The organism is Nocardiopsis sp. iso_25 (genome assembly GCF_056173305.1).
This window is the reverse complement of the sequence record NZ_CM149667.1, coordinates 4,273,493-4,299,540: the sequence shown is the minus strand read 5'-3', so window position 1 is coordinate 4,299,540 and position 26,048 is coordinate 4,273,493. Positions and strand designations below refer to the sequence as shown.

At 73.3% G+C, this 26,048-nt stretch carries 22 protein-coding genes; 13 read left to right on the top strand and 9 right to left on the bottom strand.

The window, feature by feature from the left end; all coding sequences use genetic code 11:
* Window positions 1-109: 109 nt before the first annotated feature.
* Window positions 110-1,396 carry a D-arabinono-1,4-lactone oxidase gene (locus AC0VX6_RS18460; RefSeq protein ID WP_475469396.1) on the bottom strand — a complete coding sequence of 429 codons (1,287 nt, stop codon included), beginning with the start codon at window positions 1,394-1,396 and terminating at the stop codon, window positions 110-112.
* A gap of 157 nt (window positions 1,397-1,553) precedes the next feature.
* On the opposite strand from AC0VX6_RS18460, the gene AC0VX6_RS18455 reads away from it, so the two are divergent.
* The 3 genes from AC0VX6_RS18455 to AC0VX6_RS18445 all read left to right on the top strand — a co-directional run bounded on the left by AC0VX6_RS18455 (window position 1,554) and on the right by AC0VX6_RS18445 (window position 5,827).
* A complete protein-coding gene (locus tag AC0VX6_RS18455) occupies window positions 1,554-2,573 on the top strand; it encodes a ferrochelatase (protein WP_274973916.1) in 1,020 nt (339 codons plus the stop codon).
* A 307-nt stretch (window positions 2,574-2,880) separates the two neighbouring features.
* Window positions 2,881-4,917 (top strand): S9 family peptidase, encoded by a 2,037-nt coding sequence (locus AC0VX6_RS18450; RefSeq protein WP_274973915.1) that lies wholly within the window; start codon window positions 2,881-2,883, stop codon window positions 4,915-4,917.
* A gap of 97 nt (window positions 4,918-5,014) precedes the next feature.
* The gene (locus AC0VX6_RS18445; RefSeq protein ID WP_274973914.1) at window positions 5,015-5,827 is read left to right on the top strand and encodes an inositol monophosphatase family protein; all 813 of its coding nucleotides are present in this window, start codon (window positions 5,015-5,017) and stop codon (window positions 5,825-5,827) included.
* A 106-nt stretch (window positions 5,828-5,933) separates the two neighbouring features.
* On the opposite strand, the gene AC0VX6_RS18440 is transcribed toward AC0VX6_RS18445, so the two are convergent.
* The gene (locus tag AC0VX6_RS18440; protein ID WP_200904074.1) at window positions 5,934-6,098 is read right to left on the bottom strand and encodes a hypothetical protein; all 165 of its coding nucleotides are present in this window, start codon (window positions 6,096-6,098) and stop codon (window positions 5,934-5,936) included.
* A gap of 685 nt (window positions 6,099-6,783) precedes the next feature.
* Here AC0VX6_RS18440 and AC0VX6_RS18435 point away from each other — a divergent pair.
* The 3 genes from AC0VX6_RS18435 to AC0VX6_RS18425 all read left to right on the top strand — a co-directional run bounded on the left by AC0VX6_RS18435 (window position 6,784) and on the right by AC0VX6_RS18425 (window position 9,442).
* Entirely contained in the window at window positions 6,784-7,437 is a 654-nt protein-coding gene (locus AC0VX6_RS18435) for a response regulator transcription factor (RefSeq protein WP_026338173.1), read from the top strand.
* Window positions 7,434-8,684, top strand: a complete 1,251-nt coding sequence (locus AC0VX6_RS18430; RefSeq protein WP_274973913.1) for a sensor histidine kinase — start codon at window positions 7,434-7,436, stop codon at window positions 8,682-8,684. Before AC0VX6_RS18435 ends, AC0VX6_RS18430 begins: the two co-directional genes overlap by 4 nt.
* A 461-nt stretch (window positions 8,685-9,145) precedes the next feature.
* Complete coding sequence (locus AC0VX6_RS18425; protein WP_013153901.1) at window positions 9,146-9,442, top strand: DUF4193 domain-containing protein; 297 nt, start codon at window positions 9,146-9,148, stop codon at window positions 9,440-9,442.
* 183 nt (window positions 9,443-9,625) lie between these two features.
* Here the strand turns inward: AC0VX6_RS18425 and AC0VX6_RS18420 are convergent, their stop codons facing one another.
* A complete protein-coding gene (locus AC0VX6_RS18420) occupies window positions 9,626-9,904 on the bottom strand; it encodes a DUF4235 domain-containing protein (protein ID WP_047869069.1) in 279 nt (92 codons plus the stop codon).
* A 203-nt stretch (window positions 9,905-10,107) separates the two neighbouring features.
* Between AC0VX6_RS18420 and valS the strand changes: the two genes are divergently transcribed.
* From valS to AC0VX6_RS18400, 4 genes are all read left to right on the top strand, one after another.
* Entirely contained in the window at window positions 10,108-12,684 is a 2,577-nt protein-coding gene (gene valS, locus AC0VX6_RS18415) for a valine--tRNA ligase (protein WP_475465397.1), read from the top strand.
* 109 nt (window positions 12,685-12,793) lie between these two features.
* Complete coding sequence (gene dut, locus AC0VX6_RS18410) at window positions 12,794-13,270, top strand: dUTP diphosphatase (RefSeq protein ID WP_475465395.1); 477 nt, start codon at window positions 12,794-12,796, stop codon at window positions 13,268-13,270.
* A 56-nt stretch (window positions 13,271-13,326) separates the two neighbouring features.
* Window positions 13,327-14,190: a DUF3710 domain-containing protein gene (locus AC0VX6_RS18405; protein WP_274973911.1), complete on the top strand. Its 864-nt coding sequence runs from the start codon at window positions 13,327-13,329 to the stop codon at window positions 14,188-14,190.
* Between the two features lie 81 nt (window positions 14,191-14,271).
* Window positions 14,272-15,012, top strand: a complete 741-nt coding sequence (locus AC0VX6_RS18400; protein ID WP_274973910.1) for a PIG-L deacetylase family protein — start codon at window positions 14,272-14,274, stop codon at window positions 15,010-15,012.
* A 43-nt stretch (window positions 15,013-15,055) separates the two neighbouring features.
* On the opposite strand, the gene AC0VX6_RS18395 is transcribed toward AC0VX6_RS18400, so the two are convergent.
* Window positions 15,056-16,159, bottom strand: a complete 1,104-nt coding sequence (locus AC0VX6_RS18395; protein WP_475465393.1) for a serpin family protein — start codon at window positions 16,157-16,159, stop codon at window positions 15,056-15,058.
* A gap of 271 nt (window positions 16,160-16,430) precedes the next feature.
* Here AC0VX6_RS18395 and AC0VX6_RS18390 point away from each other — a divergent pair, with 271 nt between their 5' ends.
* Window positions 16,431-17,270 carry a DUF3159 domain-containing protein gene (locus AC0VX6_RS18390; RefSeq protein ID WP_274973908.1) on the top strand — a complete coding sequence of 280 codons (840 nt, stop codon included), beginning with the start codon at window positions 16,431-16,433 and terminating at the stop codon, window positions 17,268-17,270.
* A 48-nt stretch (window positions 17,271-17,318) separates the two neighbouring features.
* Here the strand turns inward: AC0VX6_RS18390 and AC0VX6_RS18385 are convergent, their stop codons facing one another.
* Entirely contained in the window at window positions 17,319-18,008 is a 690-nt protein-coding gene (locus AC0VX6_RS18385; RefSeq protein WP_274973907.1) for a potassium channel family protein, read from the bottom strand.
* The gene (locus AC0VX6_RS18380) at window positions 18,001-18,672 is read right to left on the bottom strand and encodes a potassium channel family protein (protein WP_274978180.1); all 672 of its coding nucleotides are present in this window, start codon (window positions 18,670-18,672) and stop codon (window positions 18,001-18,003) included. The genes AC0VX6_RS18385 and AC0VX6_RS18380 overlap by 8 nt, the downstream gene beginning before the upstream one ends.
* A 217-nt stretch (window positions 18,673-18,889) precedes the next feature.
* On the opposite strand from AC0VX6_RS18380, the gene AC0VX6_RS18375 reads away from it, so the two are divergent.
* Window positions 18,890-20,176: a class I SAM-dependent RNA methyltransferase gene (locus tag AC0VX6_RS18375; RefSeq protein ID WP_475465391.1), complete on the top strand. Its 1,287-nt coding sequence runs from the start codon at window positions 18,890-18,892 to the stop codon at window positions 20,174-20,176.
* A gap of 145 nt (window positions 20,177-20,321) precedes the next feature.
* Here AC0VX6_RS18375 and AC0VX6_RS18370 read toward each other — a convergent pair whose 3' ends face one another.
* The 3 genes from AC0VX6_RS18370 to AC0VX6_RS18360 all read right to left on the bottom strand — a co-directional run bounded on the left by AC0VX6_RS18370 (window position 20,322) and on the right by AC0VX6_RS18360 (window position 24,680).
* Complete coding sequence (locus AC0VX6_RS18370) at window positions 20,322-22,679, bottom strand: M64 family metallopeptidase (protein ID WP_475465390.1); 2,358 nt, start codon at window positions 22,677-22,679, stop codon at window positions 20,322-20,324.
* Window positions 22,680-22,783: 104 nt separating this feature from the next.
* Window positions 22,784-23,206, bottom strand: coding sequence for a hypothetical protein (locus tag AC0VX6_RS18365; protein WP_475465388.1), 423 nt, complete (start codon window positions 23,204-23,206; stop codon window positions 22,784-22,786).
* An 898-nt stretch (window positions 23,207-24,104) separates the two neighbouring features.
* Complete coding sequence (locus tag AC0VX6_RS18360) at window positions 24,105-24,680, bottom strand: RNA polymerase sigma factor (RefSeq protein ID WP_475465387.1); 576 nt, start codon at window positions 24,678-24,680, stop codon at window positions 24,105-24,107.
* A gap of 112 nt (window positions 24,681-24,792) precedes the next feature.
* Between AC0VX6_RS18360 and AC0VX6_RS18355 the strand changes: the two genes are divergently transcribed.
* Entirely contained in the window at window positions 24,793-25,728 is a 936-nt protein-coding gene (locus tag AC0VX6_RS18355) for an LLM class F420-dependent oxidoreductase (protein ID WP_475465386.1), read from the top strand.
* The last annotated feature ends 320 nt before the right edge of the window (window positions 25,729-26,048 follow it).

Here is a 26,048-nt window from a genome sequence, read left to right as displayed (position 1 = left end):
ACGACCCCGCCCACGCGGCCGGTGTGACCGGCTCCGGACGGGGACCCCGGGAGCCGGTGCCGCCACCGGCCCGCGCGGACGCGGGGCCCGTGCCGATCGTGCCGCGCGCCTACTCCAGCACCCGCTCCAGGTAGGCGTTGCCGAACCGGCGCCCGGGGTCCACGCGGTCCCGCACCTCCAGGGCCCGGCCCAGCATCGGGTAGACGCCCTCCAGGTAGGCGCGGTCTCGGGTGTGCATCTTGCCCCAGTGGGGGCGCCCGCCCACGGAGGTGAACAGCGCCTCCAGGTCGGCGAAGTAGGCGTCGTAGGGGGTGCCCTGGTACATGTGCACCGCCACGTAGGCGGTGTCGCGCCCGTAGGCGGTGGACAGCCACACGTCGTCGGCCGGGGCGAAGCGCACCTCCACCGGGAAGCTCACCCGGTGGCCGCCCCGGTCCACGATCGACCCCGCCTCGCGCAGCACGTCGGCCAGGTGCTCCGCGGGGACCGCGTACTCCATCTCCACGAACCGCACGTCGCGCACCGAGGCGAACACCCGGTACGAGGCGTCGGTGTAGCTGCGCGCCGTCAGCGCGCGCGAGCTGACCCGGTTCACCGCGGGCACCGCGCGGGGGAAGCGGCGGCACACCCGGTTGACGCCCTCGAAGAGCGTGTTGGACAGGAACTCGTCGTCCAGCCAGGCGCGGAAGGGCGAGAGCGGCCGGGCCGGACCCGAGCTGATGTTGTTGCGCTTGGTGTTGGTGTTACCGGTGTGCGGAAACCAGTAGAACTCGAAGTGGTCGTTGTCGGCGCGCAGCTCCGGCAGGCGCTCCAGCACCTCCTCCAACCGCATCGGCTCCTCGCGCGCGTGCAGCAGGAAGGCCGGGCGCACCGCCATGGTCAGCGCGGTGACCACGCCGAACGCGCCCAGGCCCACCCGGGCCGCCTGGAACAGCTCCGGCTCCCGCTCGGCCGAGCACTCGGCCACCGAACCGTCGGCGAGCACCATCTCCATGCCGACCACCTGCGCGGCCAGCCCGCCCGCGTCCCGGCCGGTGCCGTGGGTGCCGGTCTGCACCGCGCCCGCCACGGTCTGCACGGCGATGTCGCCCATGTTGGCCAGGGCCGCCCCGTGCCCGGCCAGCACGTCGTTGAAGTCGCACAGGGGCAGGCCCGCCTCGACGGTGGCCGTGCCCGCGGCCGGGTCGACCGAGCGCACCCGGGTCAGGGAGGTGGGGGAGAGGAGGAGTCCGTCGGTGACGGCCACGTCGGTGAAGGAGTGGCCCGTGCCGACCATGCGGACGCGCAGGTCCTCCGCGGTGGCCGAGGAGACCGCCGCGGCGACCTCCGCGGTGCTCCCCGGAGCCGCCGTGCGCCTGGGCCGGGCCTGGTGGGTACCCGCCCATGTGTTCCACATCACATCTGTCATGCGGCGACATTACCGGCCGGTCACCCGCGCGGCCAGAGCCGGACGCCCCCGGACGGGGCGCCCGGGGGAGGGGAGGCCAAGACCACAGGACACGCATCCGGGGGGTCGCGCGAGCCGGTCCGGCGGAGCTGGTTTCATAAGAGCTGTGAGCTACTACGACGCGTTTTTGCTGATCTCCTTCGGCGGCCCGGAGGGGGAGGACGAGGTCATCCCGTTCCTGGAGAACGTCACCCGGGGCCGCAACATCCCCCGTGAGCGCCTCGCCGAGGTCGGCGAGCACTACTTCCTCTTCGGCGGTGTCAGTCCGATCAACCAGCAGTGCCGCGACCTGCTCGCCGCGGTCACCGCCGACTTCGCCGCCAACGGGGTCGACCTGCCCGTCTACTGGGGCAACCGGTTCTGGGCCCCGATGCTCACCGACACCCTCGCCCGGATGAAGGAGGACGGCGTGCGCCGCATCCTGGCGCTGCCCACCTCCGCGTACTGCAACTGGTCCAGCCGCACCGCCTACGAGGAGGACATCGCCCGCGCCCGCGCCGCGCTGGGCGAGGACGCCCCCGAGGTGGACCTCATCCGGCCCTTCTACGACCACCCGGGGTTCGTCGAACCGCTGGTCGAGCACACCCGCGCCGCCCTGGACGCCCTGCCCGACGAGCAGCGCGAGGGCGCGCACCTGCTCTTCTCCGCGCACTCCATCCCCACGACGATGGCCGAGGCCAGCGGCGGCCCCGGACAGGCCTTCGGCCCCGAGGGGGCCTACGGCGCCCAGCTGGCCGAGGTGGCGCGCCTGGTGGTCGGGCGGCTCGACCGCGACTACCCGCACGAGGTCGTCTACCAGAGCCGCAGCGGCCCGCCCAGCCAGCCCTGGCTGGAGCCCGACGTCAACGACCGCATGGAGGAGCTGGCCGCCGAGGGCGTGCCCGCCGTGGTCGTGGTCCCGCACGGCTTCGTCTCCGACCACATGGAGGTCAAGTTCGACCTCGACGTGGAGGCCCGCGACACCGCCAAGAAGCTCGGCATCGGCTACGAGCGCGCGCTCAGCCCCGGCACGCACCCCGCGTTCGTGTCCATGGTGACCGACCTGGTCCGCGAGTACGCCGAACGGGCCGAGCCCCGGCGCCTGAGCTCGCTCGCGCGCTGCACCGACTGCTCGTGCCCGGTCTGAGCCGCTGAACCGCGCGGCCGACGGGGCCCGCCGTCGGCCGGCGCCCGGCGCGGGTCGGCGCGGGGCCGTCCACAGGTCCGCGAAAGGGCTTCGTACGACGGCCCCGGGCGGGTCATCCTGGAGTGACGGGCCTCCCGCGGTCCCCACGGGGATCCGCGCCCCGACCCGACCCGCCGTCCCGGACGTGTGGGAAGGTGAGTAAACGCTGCTGACACCGCCCGCGGGAGGGCGGGGGACCACAGTCGCCCCACGGCCCGCTCGACGGTGTCCGCCCCGACCCCACGTCGACGTTCAGGGAGTATGTGTCTTGGTCCGTTCCTGGTATGAACTGCCGGAGTACGTCCGACTTCGCCGCGTCAACGGGCTGCGCCTCTCACCGGACGGAACCCGTCTGGTCGCGCCCGTCAGCGGCCTCGCCCCCGACGCCAAGTCCTTCCGCAGCGCCCTGTGGGAGATCGACACCGCCCCCGAGTCCGAGGGCGGGCGCGCCCCCAGACGCCTCACCCGCTCGGCCAAGGGCGAGAGCGGCGTCGGCTTCCTCCCCGACGGCTCGGTCCTGTTCACCACCGGCCGCCCCGACCCCGAGGCCGACGCCGACGCCAAGGCCCGCACCGCCCTGTGGCTCCTGCCCGCCGACGGCGGCGAGGCCCGCCAGGTCGCCTCCCGGCCCGGCGGCATCGGCTCCTTCACGGTCGCCCGCGACTCCGGCCTGGTCGCCCTCACCTCCGACACCCTCCCCCGCAGCGAGGACGAGGAGTCCGACAGGGAGGCGCGCAAGGCCCGCGAGGAGGCCGGGGTCACCGCCATCCTGCACGAGGCGCTGCCCGTGCGCTCCTGGGACAGTGACATCGGCCCCGGACACCCCCGCTACCTGGTCGCCGAACCGCCCGCGGACGAGGACTCCCGGCTCGGCGACCCGCGCGACCTGACCCCCGACGCCGGGATGGCGCTCCTGGGCGCGATCGGCGACCTCACCCCCGACGGAGCCACCCTGGTCACCGAGTGGCAGGTCCCCGTCGGCCGGGGCGCCCGGCGCCGCGACGTCGTCGCCATCGACACGGCCACGGGACAGCGCCGCACCCTGGCCACCGACCCCGACCACGACTTCGACAACCCGCTCGTCTCCCCCGACGGCCGCCACGTCCTGCTCGTGCGCAGCTCCCAGGGCGACTACGACGGCGAACCCCGGAACGAGACCGCCTGGCTGGTCGACCTGGCCACCGGACAGGGCCGCGACCTGCTCGCCGACCACGAGCTGTGGCCCCGCGAACTCGCCTGGGCCGCCGACTCGGGCGCGGTCTTCCTCGTCGCCGACCACGGCGGCCGCCGGCCCGTCTTCCGGATCGACCTGGCCAGCGGCGCGCTCACCCGCCTCACCGGCGACCACGGCGCCTACAGCAACCTCAACCCGTCTCCCGACGGCCGCCACGTCTACGCCCTGCGCGACGCCTGGGACGCCCCGCCCGCGCCCGTACGCCTGGCCGCCGACGCCGCCGACGGCCGACCCGTGCACCTGCGCACCCCCGGCTCCGAGCTGACCATGCCCGGCACCCTCACCGAGATCGAGACCACCGCCGACGACGGCACCGTGATCCGCTCCTGGCTGGTGCTGCCCGAGGAGGCCTCGGCCGACTCGCCCGCCCCGCTCATGCTCTGGGTCCACGGCGGCCCCTACATGAGCTTCAACGGCTGGTCCTGGCGCTGGAACCCGTGGCTGCTCGCCGCGCGCGGCTACGCCGTCCTGCTGCCCGACCCCGCCCTGTCCACCGGCTACGGCCAGGACATGCTCCGCCGCGCCTGGGGACAGTGGGGGCCGCGCACCTTCGCCGACGTCATGGCCGTCACCGACGCCGCCGAGGCGCGCGAGGACGTCGACGCCGAGCGCACCGCCATGATGGGCGGCTCCTTCGGCGGCTACATGGCCAACTGGATCGCCGGGCACACCGACCGGTTCAGGGCCATCGTCTCCCACGCCTCCCTGTGGGGCCTGGACGGCTTCAACGGCACCACCGACTACCCGCCGGTGTGGGAGCGCGAGTTCGGCACCCCGCTGGAGCGCCCCGAGCGCTACACCCTCAACTCCCCGCACCTGCACGCGGACCGCATCCGCACCCCGATGCTCGTCATCCACGGCGACAAGGACTACCGGGTGCCCATCTCCGAGGGCCTGCGCCTGTGGCGCGACCTGCTGCTGCACGAGGTGGACGCCAAGTTCCTGTACTTCCCGGACGAGAACCACTGGATCCTCACCCCCGGGAACGCCCGGATCTGGTACGAGACGATCTTCGCCTTCCTCGACCACCACGTGCACGGCAAGGAGTGGAGCAGGCCCGAACTGCTCTGATCCGCCCACGACCGGCCGGGGCCGCGACCGCGGCCCCGGCCGGACCCGCGTCCGGGACGCACCCCGGCGCGCGACACCACGCCACGGAGGACAGCCAGTGAGTACCACCCACGCCGCACCCGACCGCGAGAGCCTGCGCGACCTCGCCGTGAGCGTGGCCGCGGAGGCGGGAGAGCTCGCCGCCAAGGGGCAGGCGGGCATCACCGTGCTCGACACCAAGTCCAGCCCCACCGACGTCGTCACCGAGATGGACCGGGCCGCCGAGGAGCTCGTCCGCACCCGCCTGCTCGCCGCGCGCCCCGACGACGCCTTCCTGGGGGAGGAGGGCGGCGGCGAGGGCGGCACCAGCGGTGTGCGCTGGGTCGTGGACCCCATCGACGGCACCGTCAACTACCTGTACGGCCGGTCCGACTGGGCCGTGTCCGTCGCCGCGGAGGTCGACGGCGTGGTGGTGGCCGCCGCCGTGAACGTCCCCCGGCTCGGTGAGTCCTACGAGGCGGTGCTCGGCGGCGGCGCGCGCCTGAACGGCCGCGTCCTGGAGGCCCCGCCCGCCGTGCCGCTGGAGCAGGCCCTGGTGGCCACCGGCTTCGGGTACTTCCCCGAGCGCCGCGTCCAGCAGGCCAGGGTCCTGCTGGAGGTGGTCCCGCGCATCCGCGACATCCGCCGCGGCGGGTCGGCCGCGGTGGACCTGACCGGGCTCGCCGTGGGCCGCTGCAACGCCTACTACGAGCGCGGCCTCCACCCCTGGGACTGGTGCGCCCCGGGCCTGGTGGCGAGCGAGGCGGGCCTGCGGCTGGGAGGAGCGCGCTCGGGGCCGCCCAGCAACGACCTGGTCATCGCCGCCCGCCCCGGGCTCTACGAAGCCCTGGAGGCCCTCCTGGCCCCGTTGGGCGCCGACACCGACGGCTGACGGGAACCCGGTCCCCGTGACGCCCGGGGGCCCAGGGTCCCCCGGAACGCACGAGGGGCGCGGCGGGCCGTGTGCCCACCGCGCCCCTCAGCGCTTCTCGTGCTTCTCAGGCGCAGGTGTCGACGCCGTTGCGAGCCGCGATGCGGTACAGGTCCTCAAGCTCCGACGCATGCGTGTCGGCGAGGAATTCGTCTCCGGCGGCCTGAGCAGCCTGGAACGACCGGTAGGTCTCGTTGATACGGACCTTGATCTCCGCGAGGAACTCGCCCATTGCACCTCTTCCAGGGGTAAGCGCCGGGGCACGACGGTGCTCCGGCGCGGAATCCGTTGGCGCACGCCATGGCGTGCGCACGGTCGAAGTGTCACGTCCCTGTGACATGCGTGCGCGTCGCGGTCCGGCCGGGGGCCGGTGTCCACGCGTGCGTCCTCCTCCTGTACCCCCGCCGCACCTTCGCCCAAACCACCGGAAACCGGTGTGATGCTTTCGTGATCCACCGCGGCCGCCCCCGCCCTCCGGGGGCCGGGTGCCGCCGCGTCGGGCCGGGGCGCGCCGGAAGCCCCGGAGCCGGGCCCCTGGGTGCGGATTACACCATGTGTCGGACAAGGGTGTCCCATGACACATTTTCCCGGGAGGGCTGGTGCTTACTTGTTTCTTATTCTTGATGTGTCAGATTTGAGATGTGCGGGGTTAAGTCGCTGCCGGCGGTTGGGGGATTCGCCGGCGGCGGCTCCCCGTGCCCAGGGGAGCGTGAAGCTCCCGGCCCAGCGCCCGCGTTCACGCGGGGCGAGGAAAGCGGGCGGTTCGCGAAACCGCCCCGACGGGTTTACCGTCTCCTTACCCCGACTGTGAAAGAACGGATGACGCGGCCGGGACCAAGAACGCCGCTGCCGGTGTGTTGGGGGATGCGCCGGCAGCGGCCCCCTTTCTTTGCGGACCAACGCTCGAGAAGGACAACGTGCGCGTACTCGTGGTCGAAGACGAACGGGTCCTGGCCGACACAGTGGCCGTCGGACTGCGGCGCGAGGCGATGGCCGTGGACGTGGTCTACGACGGCGACGCCGCCCTGGAGTACACCGCGGTCAACGACTACGACGTCGTCGTGCTGGACCGCGACCTGCCGGGCACCCACGGCGACGACGTGGCCCGCGCCCTGGTCCAGGAGAGCTACAACGGCCGCATCCTGATGCTCACCGCCTCCGACGGCGTCCAGGACAAGGTCGAGGGCCTCACCATCGGCGCCGACGACTACCTGGCCAAGCCCTTCGCCTTCGCCGAGCTCATCGCCCGGGTCCACGCCCTCGGCCGCCGCTCGGCGCCCCCGCTGCCCCCGGTCCTGGAGCGCCACGGCATCACGCTCGACCCGGCCAACCACCGCGTCCACCGCGACGGCCGCGAGGTCACCCTCACCCCCAAGGAGTTCGCCGTCCTCCAGGTGCTCATGCGCGCCCAGGGGACCGTGGTCAGCGCCGAGGGGCTGCTGGAGAAGGCCTGGGACGAGAACGCCGACCCCTTCACCAACGTCGTCCGCGTCACCGTCATGACCCTGCGCAAGAAGCTCGGCGACCCGCCCGTCATCCAGACCGTCCCCGGCGCCGGGTACCGGCTGTGAGACCGGCGGAGCGGACCGAACCGGGGCAGGTCGAGCCCACCCGCCCCGGCGACACCGGTACGTGGCGACGCCTCAACACCCTCACGCCCGAGGGCGGGGGCGCCGAGCGCTCCGCGGCCGCCGCCCGTGTGCACCACTTCACCGACAACCTCAGCCTGCGCGCGCGGCTCACCCTCATCTACGGGATGCTGTTCTTCGCCGCGGGGTCCGTGCTGGTCCTGGTCAACTACCTGATCGTCGCGGTCCTGCTCAACGCGCTCCTGGTCGAGCAGAGCTTCGCCGAGCTGCGGGCGCACAGGGACCTCATCGAGCAGGTGCTCACCCACGTCACCCGGTTCTCGCTGCTCGCGCTGTTCCTGGTGGGCCTGCTCGCGGTCGCCCTGGGCTACGCGGTGGCCGGAAGGGCGCTGTCCCCGCTCCAGAAGATCACCCGCATCGCCCGCCGCCTGTCGGAGCGCTCCCTGCACGAGCGCATCGCCCTGTCCGGGCCCGACGACGAGATCCGCGAGCTGGCCGACACCTTCGACGGCATGCTGGAGCGCCTGGACCGCGCCTTCGACGGCCAGCGCCGCTTCGTCGCCAACGCCTCGCACGAGCTGCGCACACCGCTGGCGATCAACCGCACCCTGCTGGAGGTGGCGCTCAGCGCCCCCGACGTCTCGGCCGACCTCAAGAGCGTCGGACAGACCCTGCTGGAGACCAACGCCCGCCACGAACGCCTCATCGAGGGGCTGCTCCTGCTCGCCAAGAGCGACCGCGAGCTGGAGGTCCGCGCCAAGGTCGACCTGGGCGAGGTGGCCGGGACGGTGCTCAGCCAGCTCAGCGCGACGGTGGCCGACTCCGGCCTGAGCCTGCGCCGGGACCTGCGCCCCGCGACGGTGGTCGGCGACCCCGTGCTGCTGGAGCGGCTCGTGGGCAACCTGGTGGAGAACGCCCTCAAGTACAACGTCGAGGAGGGCGAGATCACCGTGCGCAGCGGCATGTACGAGGGCACGCCCGCCGTCCAGGTGGAGAACTCCGGCAAGGTCATCCCCGCCTACGAGATCGAGGGCCTGTTCGAGCCGTTCCGCCGCGGCTCCGGCGACCGGGTCGGCTCGGGCCGCAGCGCGGGGCTGGGCCTGTCCATCGTCCGGTCCGTGGTGCGCGCGCACGAGGGCGCGGTGACCGCGTGGCCGCGCGCCGGGGGAGGACTGGTCGTCACCGTCCGCCTTCCCCTTCCTCCGGGAGAGGGCGCGGAGCGGCGCTGAACCCGCCCACCGGGCCGAGCTGCGTTTGGCCGGTCTTCGTGGTATCTATACGTGTCCGATGACACGCCGGCCCGTGTCACGGGTGCCGACCCCGGGTGGGTATGCTTCCCCGGGCGTGGACACGGAGGGAATCCCTCCTGACGTGGGCATGTCCTGCTTTTCGTCCGCCCTTGGGGGAGTGTCCCGCGCTTTGTCCGGAGTGGGCGAAAACGGATTTCCCAGGTCTACGAGGCAGCCGACGTTGGGTAGTACACAGGGGTACGGCCCCGGCGCAGCCACACGTGGCCGCCTTCGGTCACGAAGCGGCGAAAGTGCTGCTGACCTGTGGACAGTGGCCCGGGAGGGGACACGGTCCGCCGACGTCGGGAAAACTCATCGGCCGAACCGGGCACAACCAAGGTCTCTCAAGCGTTACACCCGCGCGACGAGGCACTGAACGAGGGGGATGGGAGTTAGCAGAGATGGCCACCGACTACGACAGCCCGCGCAAGACTGACGAGGACATCAACGAGGACAGCCTCCAGGAGCTGCAGGCGCGGCGCGTGGACAAGGGCACCGGCACGATCGACGTCGACCCCGACGAGGTCGCCGAGGGCATGGAACTGCCCGGTGCCGACCTGTCGGGCGAGGAACTCGCGGTGCGCGTGCTCCCGCGCCAGGCCGACGAGTTCACCTGCTCGCGCTGCTTCCTGGTGCACCACCGCAGCCAGCTCGCCGAGCAGCGCGCCGGTCAGCTGGTCTGCAAGGAGTGCGCCTGACCGGACGGGACGGCCCCTGAACCGTCCCGTCCCCGGCGGCTCCCGACCGCGCGGTCGGAAACCACCCCGCCGCCGTCCGGAGGGAGCGTGTCAGGCCTTCCGGGGAGCGCGGTGGAACACGACGGCGGACGGCCGACCACACTGCGGTGCGGTCGGCCGCCCGCCGTCGTCGCCTTCGCGGCGTCAGACCTCCAGCTCGCCGGGGCCGGCGCCGAACATCCTGGCGCGGGCGGCGCGCACGGCCAGCACCCTGGCCACCTCGGTGCCGACACCGGCCATCACGGCCCAGCTCAGCGCCGTGCCCAGGCTGATGTCGGGGGAGTCCACGTCCGTGGGCGGCTCCTCGCCGGTCACGCGGGTCCAGGCAAAGTTCAGGGCCTTGCGCATGACGTACTGCGCGGCGAACCCGGCCGCGAAGCCCACGAGGGCGGGGCCGAGGTCACCGCCGTCCTTCTTAGCCATCGAATCCTTCACCGTTTTCCGTTGGGTGTACGGAGGATGCGCGGCCCGCGCACACCCTCCCGTGCGTACGGGGCGATCCTTTCACGTCCTTTCCCGGGAGTCAGGGGCCAACCCCGCGCCAGCGCGCCCGGGGTGCGCCGACCCCCGCTGTGACGGCCCGAAACCCGGAGCGACCACGGCCCCGAGCGCACTACCATTGCCCCATGACCAACGGCTCTCATTCCTTCCGCATGCCCGACAAGCCCTCGCTGGACGGTATCGAGGCGAAGTGGGTCGACGTATGGGATGAGTCCGGCGTCTACCACTTCGACCGCACGGCCGAGCGCGCGGACGTCTACTCCATCGACACCCCGCCGCCCACGGTGTCCGGCTCGCTGCACATCGGCCACGTGTTCTCCTACACGCACACCGACACCGTCGCGCGCTTCCAGCGCATGAACGGCAAGGCCGTCTTCTACCCCATGGGCTGGGACGACAACGGCCTGCCCACCGAGCGGCGCGTCCAGAACTACTACGGCGTGCGCTGCGACCCGTCGATCCCCTACGACCCGGACTTCCAGCCGCCCGCCAAGCCCGACCCCAAGCGGCAGGTCCCCGTCTCCCGGCGCAACTTCATCGAGCTGTGCGACCGGCTCACCGCCGAGGACGAGAAGGTCTTCGAGTCGATCTGGCGCCGCCTCGGGCTGAGCGTCGACTGGCGCCACACCTACGCCACCATCGACGACAACTCCCGCGCCGCCGCCCAGCGCGCCTTCCTGCGCAACCTGGCCCGCGGCGAGGCCTACATGTCCGAGGCGCCCACCCTGTGGGACGTCACGTTCCGCACCGCGGTCGCCCAGGCCGAGCTGGAGGACCGCGAGCGCCCCAGCGCCTACCACAAGATCGCCTTCCACAGGCCCGACGGCACCCCGGTCCACATCGAGACCACCCGCCCCGAGCTGCTGGCCGCCTGCGTCGCCCTGGTCGCCCACCCCGACGACGAGCGCTACCAGGACCTGTTCGGCACCACCGTGCGCACCCCCGTCTTCGGCGTGGAGGTCCCGGTGCGGGCCCACCGCCTCGCCGACCCCGAGAAGGGGTCCGGCATCGCCATGATCTGCACCTTCGGCGACACCACCGACGTCACCTGGTGGCGCGAGCTCCAGCTGGAGACCCGGCCCGTCATCGGCTGGGACGGCCGCATCATGGCCGACCCGCCCAAGGGCCTGGAGAGCGGCCCCGCCCGCGAGGCCTACGACACGCTCGTGGGCGCCACCGTCCACACCGCGCGCGAGCGCACCGTCGCCCTGCTGCGCGAGAGCGGCGACCTGGTCGGCGAGCCGGCGCCCATCACCCACCCGGTGAAGTTCTACGAGAAGGGCGACAAGCCCCTGGAGATCGTCACCACCCGCCAGTGGTACATCCGCAACGGCGGGCGGGACGAGGACCTGCGCCAGCAGCTCCTGCGGCGCGGGCGCGAGCTCACCTGGTACCCCGAGCACATGCGCGCCCGCTACGAGAACTGGGTCGAGGGCCTCAACGGCGACTGGCTGATCAGCCGCCAGCGCTTCTTCGGCGTGCCCTTCCCGGTCTGGTATCCGCTGGACGCCGACGGCAACCCGCGCTACGACGAGCCCATCGTCCCGGCCGAGTCCCAGCTGCCCGTCGACCCCAGCTCGCAGGCGCCCGAGGGCTACACCGAGGACCAGCGCGGGCGGGCGGGCGGGTTCATGGGCGACCCCGACGTCATGGACACCTGGGCGACCTCCTCGCTGTCCCCGCAGATCGCTTCCGGCTGGGAGCGCGACCCGGACCTGTACCGGCGCGTCTTCCCCATGGACTACCGGCCCCAGGGCCAGGACATCATCCGCACCTGGCTCTTCTCCACCGTGGTGCGGGCCCACTTCGAGAACGACACCCTGCCCTGGAACACCACCGGCATCTCCGGCTGGATCCTGGACCCCGACCGCAAGAAGATGTCCAAGTCCAAGGGCAACGTCGTCACCCCGTTGGCGCTGCTGGAGAAGTACAGCTCCGACGCGGTCCGGTACTGGGCGGCCAGCGGTCGCCTGGGCACCGACACCGCCATGGACGAGGGTCAGATGAAGGTCGGCCGCAGGCTGTCCATCAAGATCCTCAACGCCAGCAAGTTCGTCATGTCCGTGGCCGGCGAGGGCGCCGCCGCCGACCCCGCGCGGGTGACGCAGCCGCTGGACCGGGCGATGCTGGCCGCGCTGGCCGACGTCGTGGAGGACGCCACCTCCGCCTTCCGCGCCTACGACCACACCCGGGCCCTGGAGCGCACCGAGCGCTTCTTCTGGGACTTCTGCGACGACTACCTGGAGCTGGTCAAGGCCCGCGCCTACGACACCGGGTCGGCCGAGGGCGCCTCCGCCCGGGCCGCGCTGCTGGTCGCCCTGGGCGCCCTGCACAGGCTCTTCGCCCCCTTCGTGCCCTTCGTGGCCGAGGAGGTCTGGAGCTGGTGGCAGGAGGGCTCTGTCCACGCCCAGCGCTGGCCCGACACCGCCGAGTACCGCGCCGCGGCGGCCGACGGCGACCCCGCCGTCCTGGCCGCCACCGCCGAGGTGCTGCGCGCCGTGCGCAAGGCCAAGTCCGAGGCCAAGCTGTCCATGCGGGCCGAGGTCGAGCACGTCAGCGTCTCGGGCAAGCGGGTCGACGCCGCGCGCGCCGCCAGCGCCGACATCGCCGCCGCGGGCCGCGCCGCCGGGATCGACTTCCGCACCACCGACGACGCCGAGCTCACCGTCGAGGTGACCCTGCCCGAGGCCCCCGCCGAGTAGGGCCACGGACGAGCACGAACCGGGGGCGGCCCGCACGGGCCGCCCCCGTTCGCGTACCGGCGGTGCTGGACACCGGTTCATCGCCCGGAGAGCGATAGGCTCGGCCGATGTGAGTACCACATCCCTGGAAGGCGGACGGATCCCCGTCACGGTCCACCGCCTGGACCCCGGCCTCCCCCTGCCCGAGTACGCCCATCCCGGTGACGCGGGCGCGGACCTGTACACCGCCGTCGACGTCATCCTGGAGCCCGGGCAGCGGGCCACGGTCCCCACCGGCCTGGCCATCGCCCTGCCCGACGGGTACGCGGCCTTCGTGCACCCGCGCTCGGGCCTGGCGGCGCGCTGCGGGGTCACGCTCGTCAACGCGCCCGGCACGGTCGACGCCGGGTACCGCGGCGAGATCAGGGTGACCCTGATCAACACCGACAGGGACACCCCGGTGAAGCTGACCCGGGGAGACCGGATCGCGCAGCTGGTGGTCCAGCGCGTGGAACGGGCGGTGTTCGTCGAGGCCGACTCCCTCCCGGAGTCGGTGCGGGGAACGGGTGGTTTCGGTTCGACCGGGGGGCACGCCGCACAGCGGTGACGGCGCCCCGAATCCCCGGAGTCATCCGGGACCGACGGAAGCGAAGAGGTGAAGGCGTGTTCGGACGCCGCCGCAAGAAGCGGGACGAAGAGACCGAGAGAACGGGGACGCGGGCCGAGCCCGGGCGCGAGGGCGCCGCCGGAGCGGTCTCCTTCGGCAACGAGATCGAGCCGGAGCGCTCCCGGGAGCAGCAGCCCAAGGACGCGGACCGCCACCGCTCCTCCGGGCCGTGGGACTCCACCGAGGACGCTCCCGAGGCCGAGCGGATGGACCTGGGCAGCATGCGGCTGCCCATGGAGCAGGGCACCGAGATCCAGGTCAACGTCGCCCAGGACTCCCAGGGCAAGCAGAAGATCATCGGCGTCACCCTGGTGCGCGGCAAGAGCGCCCTCCAGGTGCAGCCCTTCGCCGCGCCCAAGTCCTCCGGACTGTGGGCCGAGATGCGCGAGGAGCTGCGCGAGCAGGTCGTCAAGCAGGGCGGCAAGGCCGAGGAGCACGACGGCACCTTCGGCCCCGAGCTCAAGGCCCTGGTCCCGGTCAAGGGCCGCACGACCGAGGACGGCAAGCAGCTCGCCCAGCGGGTGCGCTTCATCGGCGTGGACGGGCCGCGATGGGTGCTGCGCGGCGTGATCCGCGGCGAGGGCGCCTCCAAGCCCGAGGTGATGGCCGAGGTCGAGCACCTCTTCGCCAACATCGTGGTGGTGCGCGGGGACCACCCTGTGCCGCCCAGCGAGCTGCTGCCCATCACCGTGCCCAAGCAGATCCAGGAGAAGATGGCCGAGGCCGCCAAGGCGCGCGCCGCCCAGCAGGCGGCCCAGCGCGGCAACGCGGGCCGCTCCCCCAACGGCGCCGCGCCCGGCACGGGGTCCGGGGGGAACGGCGGCCAGCCGGGCGGCGCCGCGGGCGGCTCGGGGGAGTAGGGGCCCTTCCGGGACGGAGCGGGACCCGCGTCACCGGGGAGGCGCCGGGCGGGGCGCGCCGTCTTCCGTAGTCTGTGGCACATGACGCAGACGACGGAGAACAGCGCGCCCCGCCCGCTCCCCGAGGACTGGAACCGGGCCCTGGCGGTGGTGGCCCACCCCGACGACCTGGAGTTCGGCAGCTCCTCCGCGATCGCCCGCTGGACCGGCCAGGGCAAGGACGTGGTGGAGCTGCTGGTCACCCGGGGCGAGGCGGGCATCGACACCATCGCCCCCGAGGAGTGCGCGCCGCTGCGCATGGCTGAGCAGCGCGCCTCGGCGGCGGCGGTCGGCGCGGGCACCGTGGAGTTCCTCGACTTCCCCGACGGCACCCTGGAGTACGGGATCCCGCTGCGCGCCGCGCTGGCCGGGGCGATCCGGCGCCACCGCCCCGACGTGATCGTCTCCATCAACTTCCGCGACCACTTCGCGGGGTCGAGCGCCCTCAACCACGCCGACCACCGGGTGCTCGGCCCGGCCCTGCTGGACGCGGTCCGCGACGCGGCCAACCGGTGGGTGTTCCGCGAGCAGCTGGAGGAGGGCCTCCAGCCGTGGTCGGGCGTGCGCTTCGTGGCCTTCGGCGCCTCGCCCCTGGCCGCCCACTACGTCGAGTTGGGCGAGGCCGACCTGGCCGCGGGAGTGGCGTCGCTGGACGCCCACGCCCTCTACCTGGCCGACCTGGAGGGGTTCGACCAGAAGTCCTTCCTGCCCCGGGCCGCCGCCCGGGCGGGGGAGTGGGCCGGGGTCCCCCTCGCCACCGCCTTCGAGGTGTTCGAGGTCTGAGCCGCCGCCCGCGTGCGCGGGCGGCGGTACGGCCCCGGCGGGGTCAGGAGGCGGGGCCCGGGTCCACGGGATCGGTGACGCGGCCCAGGAACAGCACCACTCCGCCGCGGCGCAGCACGAACACGAACGGCCGGTCCACGGTGAACTGGACCGGCCTCGGCGCGACCGCGGCCGCCCGCAGCATCATCACGGCGGTCGCGGCGGCGCCCTCGGCGCCCTTCTCGTCCACCCGCAGCACCGACTGGTGCAGGATCTCGTCGGCGCGCAGCGGTTCCGGGCTGATCCCGTCGAAGCGGGCCTCGTCCGTGGCCAGGTCGCGCACGCCCAGGGCCGCCAGCGGTTCGAGCAGGGAGGCGTCGGTCTCCACCCTGAAGCGCGGCAGGGCCAGTTCCACCTGCTGGGAGGAGCGGTGGCCGTACAGGTCCGCGAGCGCGTCGGCCGTCACCGGGGCGGGGGAGGCGGAGCGCTCGTCGGGCAGCAGCACGTCCAGGGTCAGGCCGTGGTCGCCCTCCAGGCTCACCATGCCCCACCCCCGGGCCCGCGCGTGCGGCAGGCGGGCCGAACGGTGCATGGTGGGCACCTTCCGCCTGCCCGACGGGGTGTGGAAGGCCCGGTCCCGGGTCCGGGCGGGGTCGAAGGGGTCGGGCCAGGCCAGCTTGACCCAGAGCGCGTTGACCAGCAGCAGCCGCACACCCGGGTGGACGCTGCCCGCGGGGAGCAGCTCCTCGATCAGGCCGCGGGTCACCTCCGCCACCCGGGCGTTGACCCGTGAGCGCACGCCCTCGGAGTCGTGCTCGAAGTCGGCGTTCTCCACCTCGGCCCCGGCGCGCTCGCGCACCCGGGACGCGAAACCCGGCAGGACCTCCAGGTCGGCGGGCACGTACAGGCCGTTGAGGCTGGCCAGGTCGAGCCCGGGCTCGGCGGCCACGGCCGCGTCCAGCTCCTGCAGCTGGCCCCGCACGTCCGCGCCCAGCAGCGCCTCCAGTTCGGCCAGGGTGCGCTCCCGGGCGCCGGTGGCCAGCAGTGCCAGCACCGTGCCCACCGAGTGGGGTGACCACACGTGCGACTCCCCCGGCCGGGCCAGCACCCGGTCCAGCGCGGCGGCGAACTCCAGATGGTCCCGGTGCGGGGACGTGCTCGTCTGCATGGGCTCCTGCTCGCTCTCGGCTCCGGTGTCTGGTCGCCAGCGTACGGAACGGCCCTCCTCCGCCGCCAGGGTGCGCCGCCGGGTGAGAAGCCGCACGCGACAAGCCCGGACCCAGGGGGACAAAGGCGGGCGGAGCGCATCCGCGCGACCACCGCGCGTACCCCGCGACCGGTCGCACGTCACATAGGCTTGGGCCGACACGGCGCGCGGAACCGGGTTGGACGCCCCGCGCGGCGACGACCGCCCACGACCGAACCCGAGCAGGAGCAGGATGACTGAGCACCAGCGGGCCGCCGAGGAGGCCGCCCCGGCCGCCGGGGCGGACGACAGGGCCGAGGCGGCCGCGGCGGACACCCCGGACGCGGGGGACGCCACCAGCCGGGAGCGCGACTCCGACCGGGGCGCCACGGCGGCGGACCGCCCGGCGGTCACCGAGGACACGGTCGAGGCGCTCGTGCGCTCGCAGCTGGCCAAGGCGCTGGGCGGCAAGCGCGGCATGGTCGAGGCGGCGGTGCCCACCCTGACCTTCACCGTCTCCTACATCGTCAGCTCGGAACTGCGGCTCTCGATCGTCCTGGGCGTGGTCGCGGCCCTGGTCCTGGGCGCGGTCCGGCTCGTGCAGCGCTCCTCGGTGCAGTACGTGCTCACCAGCCTGTTCGGCATCGGCATCGCCGCGGTCTTCGCGATGCGCAGCGGCAACGCCGCCGACGCCTTCCTGCCGGGCATCATCTACAACGCCGTCTACGCCGTGGTGCTGAGCCTGTCGGTGCTGGTGCGCTGGCCCGCGATCGGGCTGATGATCGGCCCGTTCATCGGCGACAAGGAGGACTTCACCTCCTGGCGCGCCAACCCGGCCGTGGTCACCCTGGCCTCACGCCTGACCTGGCTGCTGGTCCTGCCCTGCGTGATCCGCGTGCTCGTGCAGTACCCGCTGTGGATGGCCGACCACTACGGCTGGGCCGACACCTTCGCCCTGCTGGGCTTGTCCAAGGTCGCCATGGGCTGGCCGCTCCAGGTCGCGGCGTTCGCGGCCATGGTCTGGGTGCTGGCCCGGGGGCGCACCCCGCTGGAGGAGCGGGGGCACCCGGCCCGGGAGGAGACGGCGGACTGAGGCGGCGCCCCGGCGGACGCGAGCCCGAAATGCTCCAGGGAACACGACCTAGAGGTCGGGGCCGTCCGCCGAGCCCAGCAGGGACTCCAGGGCGCCCAGGGCCTCGGGCTCGGCCAGGAACACCACGGTGTCGCCCACCGACAGGGTCCGGTCGGGGTCCGGCGGGCGCACCCCGCCGGGGCCCACCACCGCCACCAGCGCCACCCCCTCCGGCAGCGACTCCGCCAGCGCGCCCTCCGGTCCGCCCGCGAACGGGCTCGCGGCGTGCAGCACCGACTCGGCGATCTCGGCCCCCGGCAGCGGCGGCAGGGAGTCCTCCCCGCCCGGCTCCTCCTCGGGGACCCCCTCGACCAGGTCGGCGATCAGCCGCGGCGGGGAGACCGCCAGGTCCACACCCCAGGACTCGTTGAACAGCCACTCGTTGTCGGGGTCGTTGATGCGGGCGATCACCCGGTCCACCCCGAACTCGGTCTTGGACAGCAGGGACACCACCAGGTTGACCTTGTCGTCGCTGCTGGCCGCGACCACCACGTCGAAGTCCTCCAGGCGGGCGTCCTCCAGCGTGGCCAGCTCGCAGGCGTCGGCCAGCAGCCACTCCACCTGGGGCAGGTCGTCCACGCCGATGGCGCGGGTGTCCCGGTCGATCAGCAGCACGTCGTGGCCGCTGCCCGCCAGCTCCGTGGCGATGGAGCGCCCCACGCTCCCGGCTCCCGCGATGGCGATCCGCATCTCACCCACGCCCCGTCTCGTCGTCGTCCAGCCGCAGCCCGTCCAGGTCGCGGCCGCGGGCGACCACGTGCAGGACGTCGCCCTCCTCCAAAAGCTCACCGGAACCGGCCAGGAGGATCCGGCCCGCACGGGTCAGGTAGACCACCCGCACCGGCGCCCGCTCCTCCAGGTCGGCGACGCGGCGGCCCGCCCACCCCGGCGGCAGGTTCATCTCGTTCATGGCCAGGGTCCCGGACGCGTCCTGCCACTCCGGCCCGGTGGTGAGCCGACCGTCGCCCGGCACCATCCGGCGCAGGACCGCGTCGGCCGTCCAGCGCACCGTCGCCACCGTGGGGATGCCCAGCCGCTGGTAGACCTCGGCCCGGCGGGGGTCGTAGATCCGCGCGACCACGTTGTCGACGCCGAAGGCCTCACGGGCCACCCGCGCCGAGATGATGTTGGAGTTGTCCCCGTTGCTGACCGCGGCGAAGGCCCCCGCGCGGTCGATCCCGGCGGCGAGCAGGACCTCCCGGTCGTGGCCCTGCCCCCGGACCGCGTGCTTGGCCACGGAGCCGCGCAGACGCCGGAACGCCTCGGGGTCCTGGTCGATCACCGCCACCGTGTGCCCCAGGTCAACCAGGGTGTGCGCGAGGGTGGACCCCACCCGGCCGCACCCCATGATCACGATGTGCACCTCGCCCGCACTCCCGTCGAGATAGCCGCCGCGCACGCCGTGGTTACGCGTGCGCACAGTGACACCTTGGCACAGACGCGGCCGACACGCTCGGCCGCCCCGGCCGTCCACAGGCCCGTCCGGGAGGCGGATTCCGCCAGGTAGATTGGGAACGGTTGGTGGCTGTGCGCGCAGGGTCACCCGTCATGTGACCCGACCATCTCTGAGGACGACCGCCATGAACCGTGTGGGACAGGATTTCGAGCTGACCGTGGACGACGTCGCGCACGGGGGCTGGTGCGTGGGGCGCCACGAGGACCAGGTGGTCTTCGTCCGCCACGCCCTGCCCGGCGAGCGGGTCCGCGTCCGCGTCACCGAGCAGACCTCCCGCTTCCTGAGAGGCGACGCCGTCGAGGTCCTCCAGGCCTCCCCGGACCGCGTCCAGGCCCCCTGCCCGGCCGCAGGGCCCGGCAAGTGCGGGGGCTGCGACTGGCAGCACGCCGCCCCGCGGGCCCAGCGGACCCTCAAGGGCAAGGTCGTCGCCGACCAGCTGCGGCGCATCGCCGGGATCGACCGCCGGGTCGAGGTGGAGGAGCTGCCCGGCACCCCCGACGGCCTGGGCTGGCGCACCCGCGTGCGCTTCGCCGTGGACTCCGACGGCCGCGCCGGACTGCGCCGCCACCGCTCCCACGACATCGAGCCCGTCGAGCGCTGCCTCATCGCCCACCCCGGCGTGACCGAGCTCGGCGTGACCGACGTCAGCTGGGAGGGTGTCCGCGACGTGGAGGCGGTCGCCTCGGCCTCCTGCGCCGACCGCGCCGTCGTCGTCACGCCGACCGGGGCCAAGCTGGACTCCCTGCCCGAGCTGGGCACCTCCAGCGCGGTGCTGCGCCGGTTCAAGGGCGGCCGCGTCCAGCAGGTGCGCGGGCGCAGGGGCGTGCGCGAGAGGGCCGACGGCCGCGAGTACCGCGTCAGTGCGGGCGGCTTCTGGCAGGTGCACCCGGCCGCCGCCGAGGTGCTCACCGCCGCCGTCCTGGACGCCCTGGAGCCCAAGCCCGGCGAGACCGCCCTGGACCTGTACTGCGGGGCGGGTCTGTTCACCGGCGCGCTGGCCGCCGCCGTGGGCCCCGAGGGCCGCGCCATGGGCGTGGAGAGCGGGGCCGAGGCCGTGCGCGACGCCCGGTACAACCTCAAGGACATGGAACAGGTCCGCATCGAGCAGGGCGACGTGGCCGCCCAGCTGCGCGAGTGGGCGGACGTGCGCGCCGACGTGGTCGTGCTGGACCCGCCCCGGGCCGGTGCGGGCGCCGAGGTGGTGCGCTCCCTGACCGGAACGCGTCCCCGCAGGGTGGCCTACGTCTCGTGCGACCCCGCCACGCTCGCCCGCGACCTGGCCGCGTTCGAGCGGGCCGACTACCGCCTGGTGGACCTTCGCGCGTTCGACGCCTTCCCGATGACCCACCACGTGGAGTGCCTGGCGGTGCTGGAGCCGGTCCACCCGGCCCGCCGCCACCGGGAGGGCTGACCCCGGGGTCCGGCGGGGCCGCACCGGCCCCGCCGGACCGACCCGGGCCCGAGCGCCGACGCGCGGGCCCGGAACCGCACCGGTGGAGTCGGCGGGGGACCGCCGGGGCGGGAGGCGGGGCCTCACACCCCCGCGGCACGGCCGGTCACAGGTGCGCGCACTGCCCCGCGGCCGAGCCCGTGACGTCGTTGGCGGCGCCGAAGTCGGCGATCGCCGTGCTGTTGCCGGTGCAGGACAGCGAGCCCCGGACGCTGTTGCCCGCCAGGACCGGGCCGTAGCCCCCGGCGTCCCCGGTCCAGGTCGGGGACGGGACCTGGGTGTTGCCGTGCAGGCTCACCGAACCCGTCAGCTCCGATCCCAGGACCATGACCTCCGAGGTGGTCCCGCTGACGCGCACCGCGCCGCGGACCTCGGTGCCGATGAGCCGGACGGTGTGGGCGCCGTCGGTGTTCAGCCCGCCCCGCAGCGACCCGCCGTCCACGACGAGCGAGGCGCCCGCGGCCACGTCCACGCCGCCGCTCACCACGGCCCCGTCGAGGCAGACCACGCCCGAGTCCACGTCCAGGCCGCCCCGCACCGTTCCGGTGACGGTCTCGGTGCACTCGGGGTCGGCCGCAGGGACGACGGTCGCGCGGAAGGAGTCGGGGGAGCCGGTGTTGCCCGCCGCGTCGATGGCGCGGTGCTCCACCGTGTGCGTCCCCCAGCCCGGTTCGTGTCCGTCGACCTCGAACACCGCCGTGGACAGCCCGCCGCCGCCCAGGCTGCCGTAGACGAGGTCGTCGACGTCGGTGCCGTCCGGGGTGAACCTGAACGGCGCCCCGGGGTCGTCGGGCCAGCCGTAGTAGTGGTGCCAGCCGTCACCGTCGACGCGGAACTCCCCGACGACGTGGCCCCCGCCGTCGTCGCTCGGCGAGAGCCGCATGGAGAACGCGTTGAGGTGGATGTGGTGGTCCTCCCCGGCGGTGGCGGCGGGCTCGGACAGCCCGCGCGGCGCGGTGGGTGCGGTGTTGTCCACCTCCCAGACCAGGGTCTGGGAGTCCCCGCCAGGGTCGGCCGGGTCGGTGACCGTGGCGGTCAGCGTGTGCGTGCCCGCGCCGGGGGCGACCTCGCTCAGGTCCAGGGTGCGCCCGTCGGCGGAGGTGGACACCTCGCGACCGTCCAGGGTCCAGGACACGTCCAGCACCCGGTCGGTGGGGCGGGAGGTCTCGGCGTAGACCACCTCGTCGCCGCCGACGGCGCGCGCGGTGTCGCGGAAGCGGGTGAACTCCACGGCGCCCGCGTCCGCGGGCAGCGGTTCCCCGACGGTCCAGGAGCGCGTCTGCGTCAGGGCGGCGGACTCTCGGATGAGCGGATCGCGGACGAAGCCGGTGGGGTCCTTCACGCGCACGCCCACCCTCGCCCCCTCGTCGAGGTCGAGCCCGGACAGGTCCAGGGCGCGCGAGCCCGCCGCCTCGGGCAGTTCCTCGCCGTCCACCGACCAGGTGTACTCCAGTTCGTGGAAGACGGGGTGGGGGCCCTCCACCCACACGGCGTCCTCGGGCCCCACCTCGCCCTCGGGCGTGGAGGACACCGGCATCTCGCCCCGGTCGCGCAGGCCGGAGATCCGCTGGACCATGACCTCCCGGGCGACCTGGTCGAAGTAGTAGCCCAGCGACTTGAGCATGGAGTGCTCACTGGGGCGCCACACGCCCTCGGAGTGGTACAGCCCGCCCTCGTTGCCGTCGGGGTCGGCGGCGCCGATGGTCCCGCCCGCCTCGCTCTCCTCGCCGAGCCAGCGCCACCACTTCTCCCGCCGGTCGAGCATCTCCTGCGACGACATCAGGGTGTGGTGGGCCGAGTCGGGTTCCCCTCCCGTGTAGCGGCCCAGGCTCGTGTCGCGGAAGTAGTACGGGTACTCGTCCTGGAGCCCTCCCAGGGAGTGCCCGAGCTCGTGCGGGCTGATCAGCGCGGACAGGGCGTTGCCCGAGGAGGCGGTGGCGGTGGCGCCGCCGCGTCCCCCGTAGGTGCCGCTGTTGGCCAGCGCCAGGATCTGCCGGTTGTCCGCGCTCACCCCGGGCACCAGGTCGGCCGCGGCCCCGGCGGCCTCCTCGTCCACGGTCAGCAGCCGTTCCAGGGCTTCGGGGTCGCAGCCGTTGAAGAAGCCCATGTCCAGGGCGGTGTCGCGTTCCTGGTCCTCACGTGCCGGGTCGCAGTCCACGCCCGACTCGGCCGAGGGCGTCTGCACCGCGTACACGTTCAGGTAGTTGCGGTAGGTGCGGAAGGGCTCGATGCTCCACTGCACGTTGAGGTGCTGGTCGAGCTGCTCGCGGAAGAGCGGCATCTCCTCCGCGGTGTAGCCGTCGCCGAGGATGACCAGGTTGAAGCGTTCGGAGGGGTCGCCGGTGACCTGGATCGGCACCACCTCCGCCTCGGAGGGGGAGGTGTCGGCCGCCGCGGGTGCGGCGGGGGTCAGGACCGCGGTCAGGAGGGGGAGGGCGGCGAGTGCCGCCGGGATTCTGCGCACGGGGAGTGGCCTCGTTTCTGGTGCGGCGTGCCCGGAAGCCTAGGGAGGAGGGCGTGGCCGGACCAGAGCGCGGGGCATAGGTAATTCGATAACCCGGTCGGGGCTCAGCCGCACACGGGCTGGGCGTACCACCCCGGGTCCTCGTAGGTGTGGTACTGGTGCTGCGGGTAGAGCCGCAGCCAGTCCCCGGGGTCGGCGGGTTCGGTCGAGTTCTCCCGCAGCGGCGTGTCCAGCAGCCGGGCCAGCTCCGGGCTGGTCGTGCGCGGGTCGGTCAGCCTCTCCCAGTTCCGCTCCAGGACGCGGCTCACCCGTTCCTCGGGCAGGTCGGCCAGGGCCAGGGAGAGCTCCAGGTCCACCGGGGAGACCAGGCGGGGGGAGTAGCGGGCCTCGCGCATGGCGGGGAAGGCGACCACGGCGAACAGCATCGCGCCCACGGCCGACGCGGCGGAGTTGGCGTTGTCGTACCAGCCCTCCAGGGTGGCCGACCGGCCAGCCCAGTCCGGGGCCACGAGCAGGTACAGGCCCACGAGGACGCCCGGGGCCAGGACCGGGTTGCGGGCCAGACGGAGCGTGTTGAACCAGGTCAGGCGGGCGAACGTGGCCGTGTTCCGGGCGGCGCGCCTCCGCGCTGCGCCTGTGCGGGCGGCGTTCCGGTCCGGGGCGGCGGCCTCCCGACCTGCGGGCGCCCCTTCCGCCGGTCCGGCGCCGACCGCGTGCCGGACGGGGCTCCCCGGTCGCCCTGTTCCACGCCGGTGAGCAGCAGGTAGGCGTCCTCCAGGCCGGGCTCGAAAAGTTCTCCGATTCTCCGCACACGTGTCTCCGGACCTCGTTGTTGTCGTGTCGAACACGGTGACGGAACGCGGACGGCCAGCAGGTGGTGAGTACAGGTGTCTCAGGCCAGCACGCAACGACTACGGTTGATTCAGGAGCCTTGCCTCGCCCCTGCGCCGACCGGGGTCTCCACTCGCGATCGACTCACAGACCTCACCCACCAAGACGAGGCCGTGCTGCGCGTTGTTGGCACGCACCTGGGGTCGTTGGCCTCCAAGGACCTGGCCATTCGCTGCGCTGACGGTACTGGCCACGGCAAGGACTCCTGGGCCGCCCGTAAAAGGGATCTGACCCTTACTTCGTCGTCGCGATGGGCTGGGGCTGTCACCAAGGCCTCCAACGAGCAGTGGGCGCTAGCCCGACGCAGCCACCTCGCCCACCTGCAGCGCCTTCGAACGAGCATCGACACCCTACGGCACCGACTATCACAGTCGGTTGGTGAGAAAGGGACCCGGCATGCCCCAGGCGGATACCGTACGAGGCAGGAGTGGTTCGCCAAATCCCGACGTCTGGCTGCGTTAGAGGAGCAGCACGGCAGGGCCTTGGCTGACCCCAGACCAGTGGCGCCACAGGTGGGAAGCCGCACGTTCCTTCTCATGTCAATGTTCTTCGTAGTCGCGCTTTGGCGCGCATGACCCGTGTCTTGACGGTCCCATCAGGGATCTGGAGGATCTGCGCGGCCTCCCGGACGGTGAGCCCGTCGAGCACGGTGGCCTGGATGGCCGAGCGCAGCTCCGGCGAGAGGGAGTGCAGGGCGGCGCCCAGCGGGCCGTGCTCGATGTTGAGCAGCACGGTGTCCTCGGCGGAGGCGTCACCGATGGTCTCGTAGGGTTCGGTGTCGCTGTCGGCGATCCAGCGGTTGGCGCGCTTGCGCAGCTGGGAGATGAGTTGGCGGATCGCGATGGTCCACAGCCAGGCCCCGGCGTCGGTGTCGCCGGGGCGGGGGGTGAAGGAGCCCGCGTTCCTCCACACGGCCAGGAAGGTCTCCTGGAGGGCGGCGTCGAGCTGGTCGGGATCGGAGCACCGGTAGCGCAGCCGGGCCCGCAGCCAGGTGGCGTGCCTGCGGTGCAGGAACTCCAGCGCGCGGGTCTCGCCCGCGGCGACGGCGGCCAGCAGCACCGGGTCGGTGCTGTCCGGGTCGTAGGAGGGCGCACGGCGGAACAGTTTCACGTCGAGGGGGCGCGTTTCGGTTCGGCGGACGGGCGGGGCGCGGACGCGCCTTTTCCACGGTAACCGCGCGGCGGTTCCGGTCTGGTCCGCGGCGTGGGAGAAAATGGGGCTTATGCGTCTGAGGATCTTCCTTGAGCCCCAACAGGGGGCCACCTACGAGGACCAGCTCACCGTCGCCAGGGCCGTCGAGGACCTGGGTTTCGACGCTCTGTTCCGGTCCGACCACTATCTGCACATGGGGGATCACGTCAGCGGCCTCCCCGGGCCCACCGACGCCTGGATCACCCTCGCCGGGCTCGCCCGGGACACCTCCCGCATCCGCCTGGGCACGCTGATGACCGCGGCGACCTTCCGCCACCCCGCGCCCCTGGCGATCTCCGTCGCCCAGGTCGACCGCATGAGCGACGGCCGGGTGGAGTTCGGCTTCGGCTCGGGCTGGTTCGAGGAGGAGCACGCGGTCTACGGGATCCCCTTCCCCGCCACCGCCCGCGAGCGCTTCGACCGCTACGAGGAGCAGCTGGACATCATCACCGGACTGTGGGCGACCCCGGTGGGGGAGTCCTTCCGCTACGAGGGCAAGCACTACCGCCTGGCGGAGGGGCCCGCCCTGCCCAAGCCTCAGCAGGGCCCGCGTCCGCCGGTGCTGATCGGCGGCACCGGACCCAAGCGCACGCCGCGCCTGGCCGCCAAGTACGCCGACGAGTACAACGTGCCCTTCAGTTCGGTCGAGGACACCTCGGCAGCCTTCGAGCGGACCCGGGCCGCCGTGCGGGCCTCGGGGCGCAGCGCGCCGATGGTCTACTCCGCCGCGCAGGTCCTGTGCGTGGGCAGGGACGAGGCGGAGGTGGCCCGGCGGGCCGAGCGGATCGGCCGCGAGGTCCCCGAGCTGCGGGAGAACGGCCTGGCGGGCACCCCCGGCGAGCTGGTGGACAGGATCGGCCGCTTCGCCGAGGCGGGCGCCGAGCGCATGTACCTCCAGATGCTGGACATGTCGGACCTGGACCACCTGGAGCTGGTGGCGTCGCAGGTCGCGCCGCAGCTGGACTGATCCGCGGGCGACTGAACACGGGAGCGGAGCGGAGCCCCGAAGAGGTTCAGTCGGGGGCGGTCGCGGACCGTTGGCGACCGCCCGATAACTTGATATCGAGATACAAGTTAGATACCTTGACATCAAGATAACAGCGGGGTTCCCCTCGGCCCGCTCCCGGTTCGGATGTGTGAAGTTGACCGCTTGAGCGCACCCGGGCCGGACAACGTGGGCGCCCGCTACCAGTGGGCCGCCCGGCCGGTGGCGAGTGGTGTCGCCGCAGGCCACGGCGGGCCTGACGGAGGCCGGGAGGCAGGCGGAGGTCACCCCCGCGGCCCTTC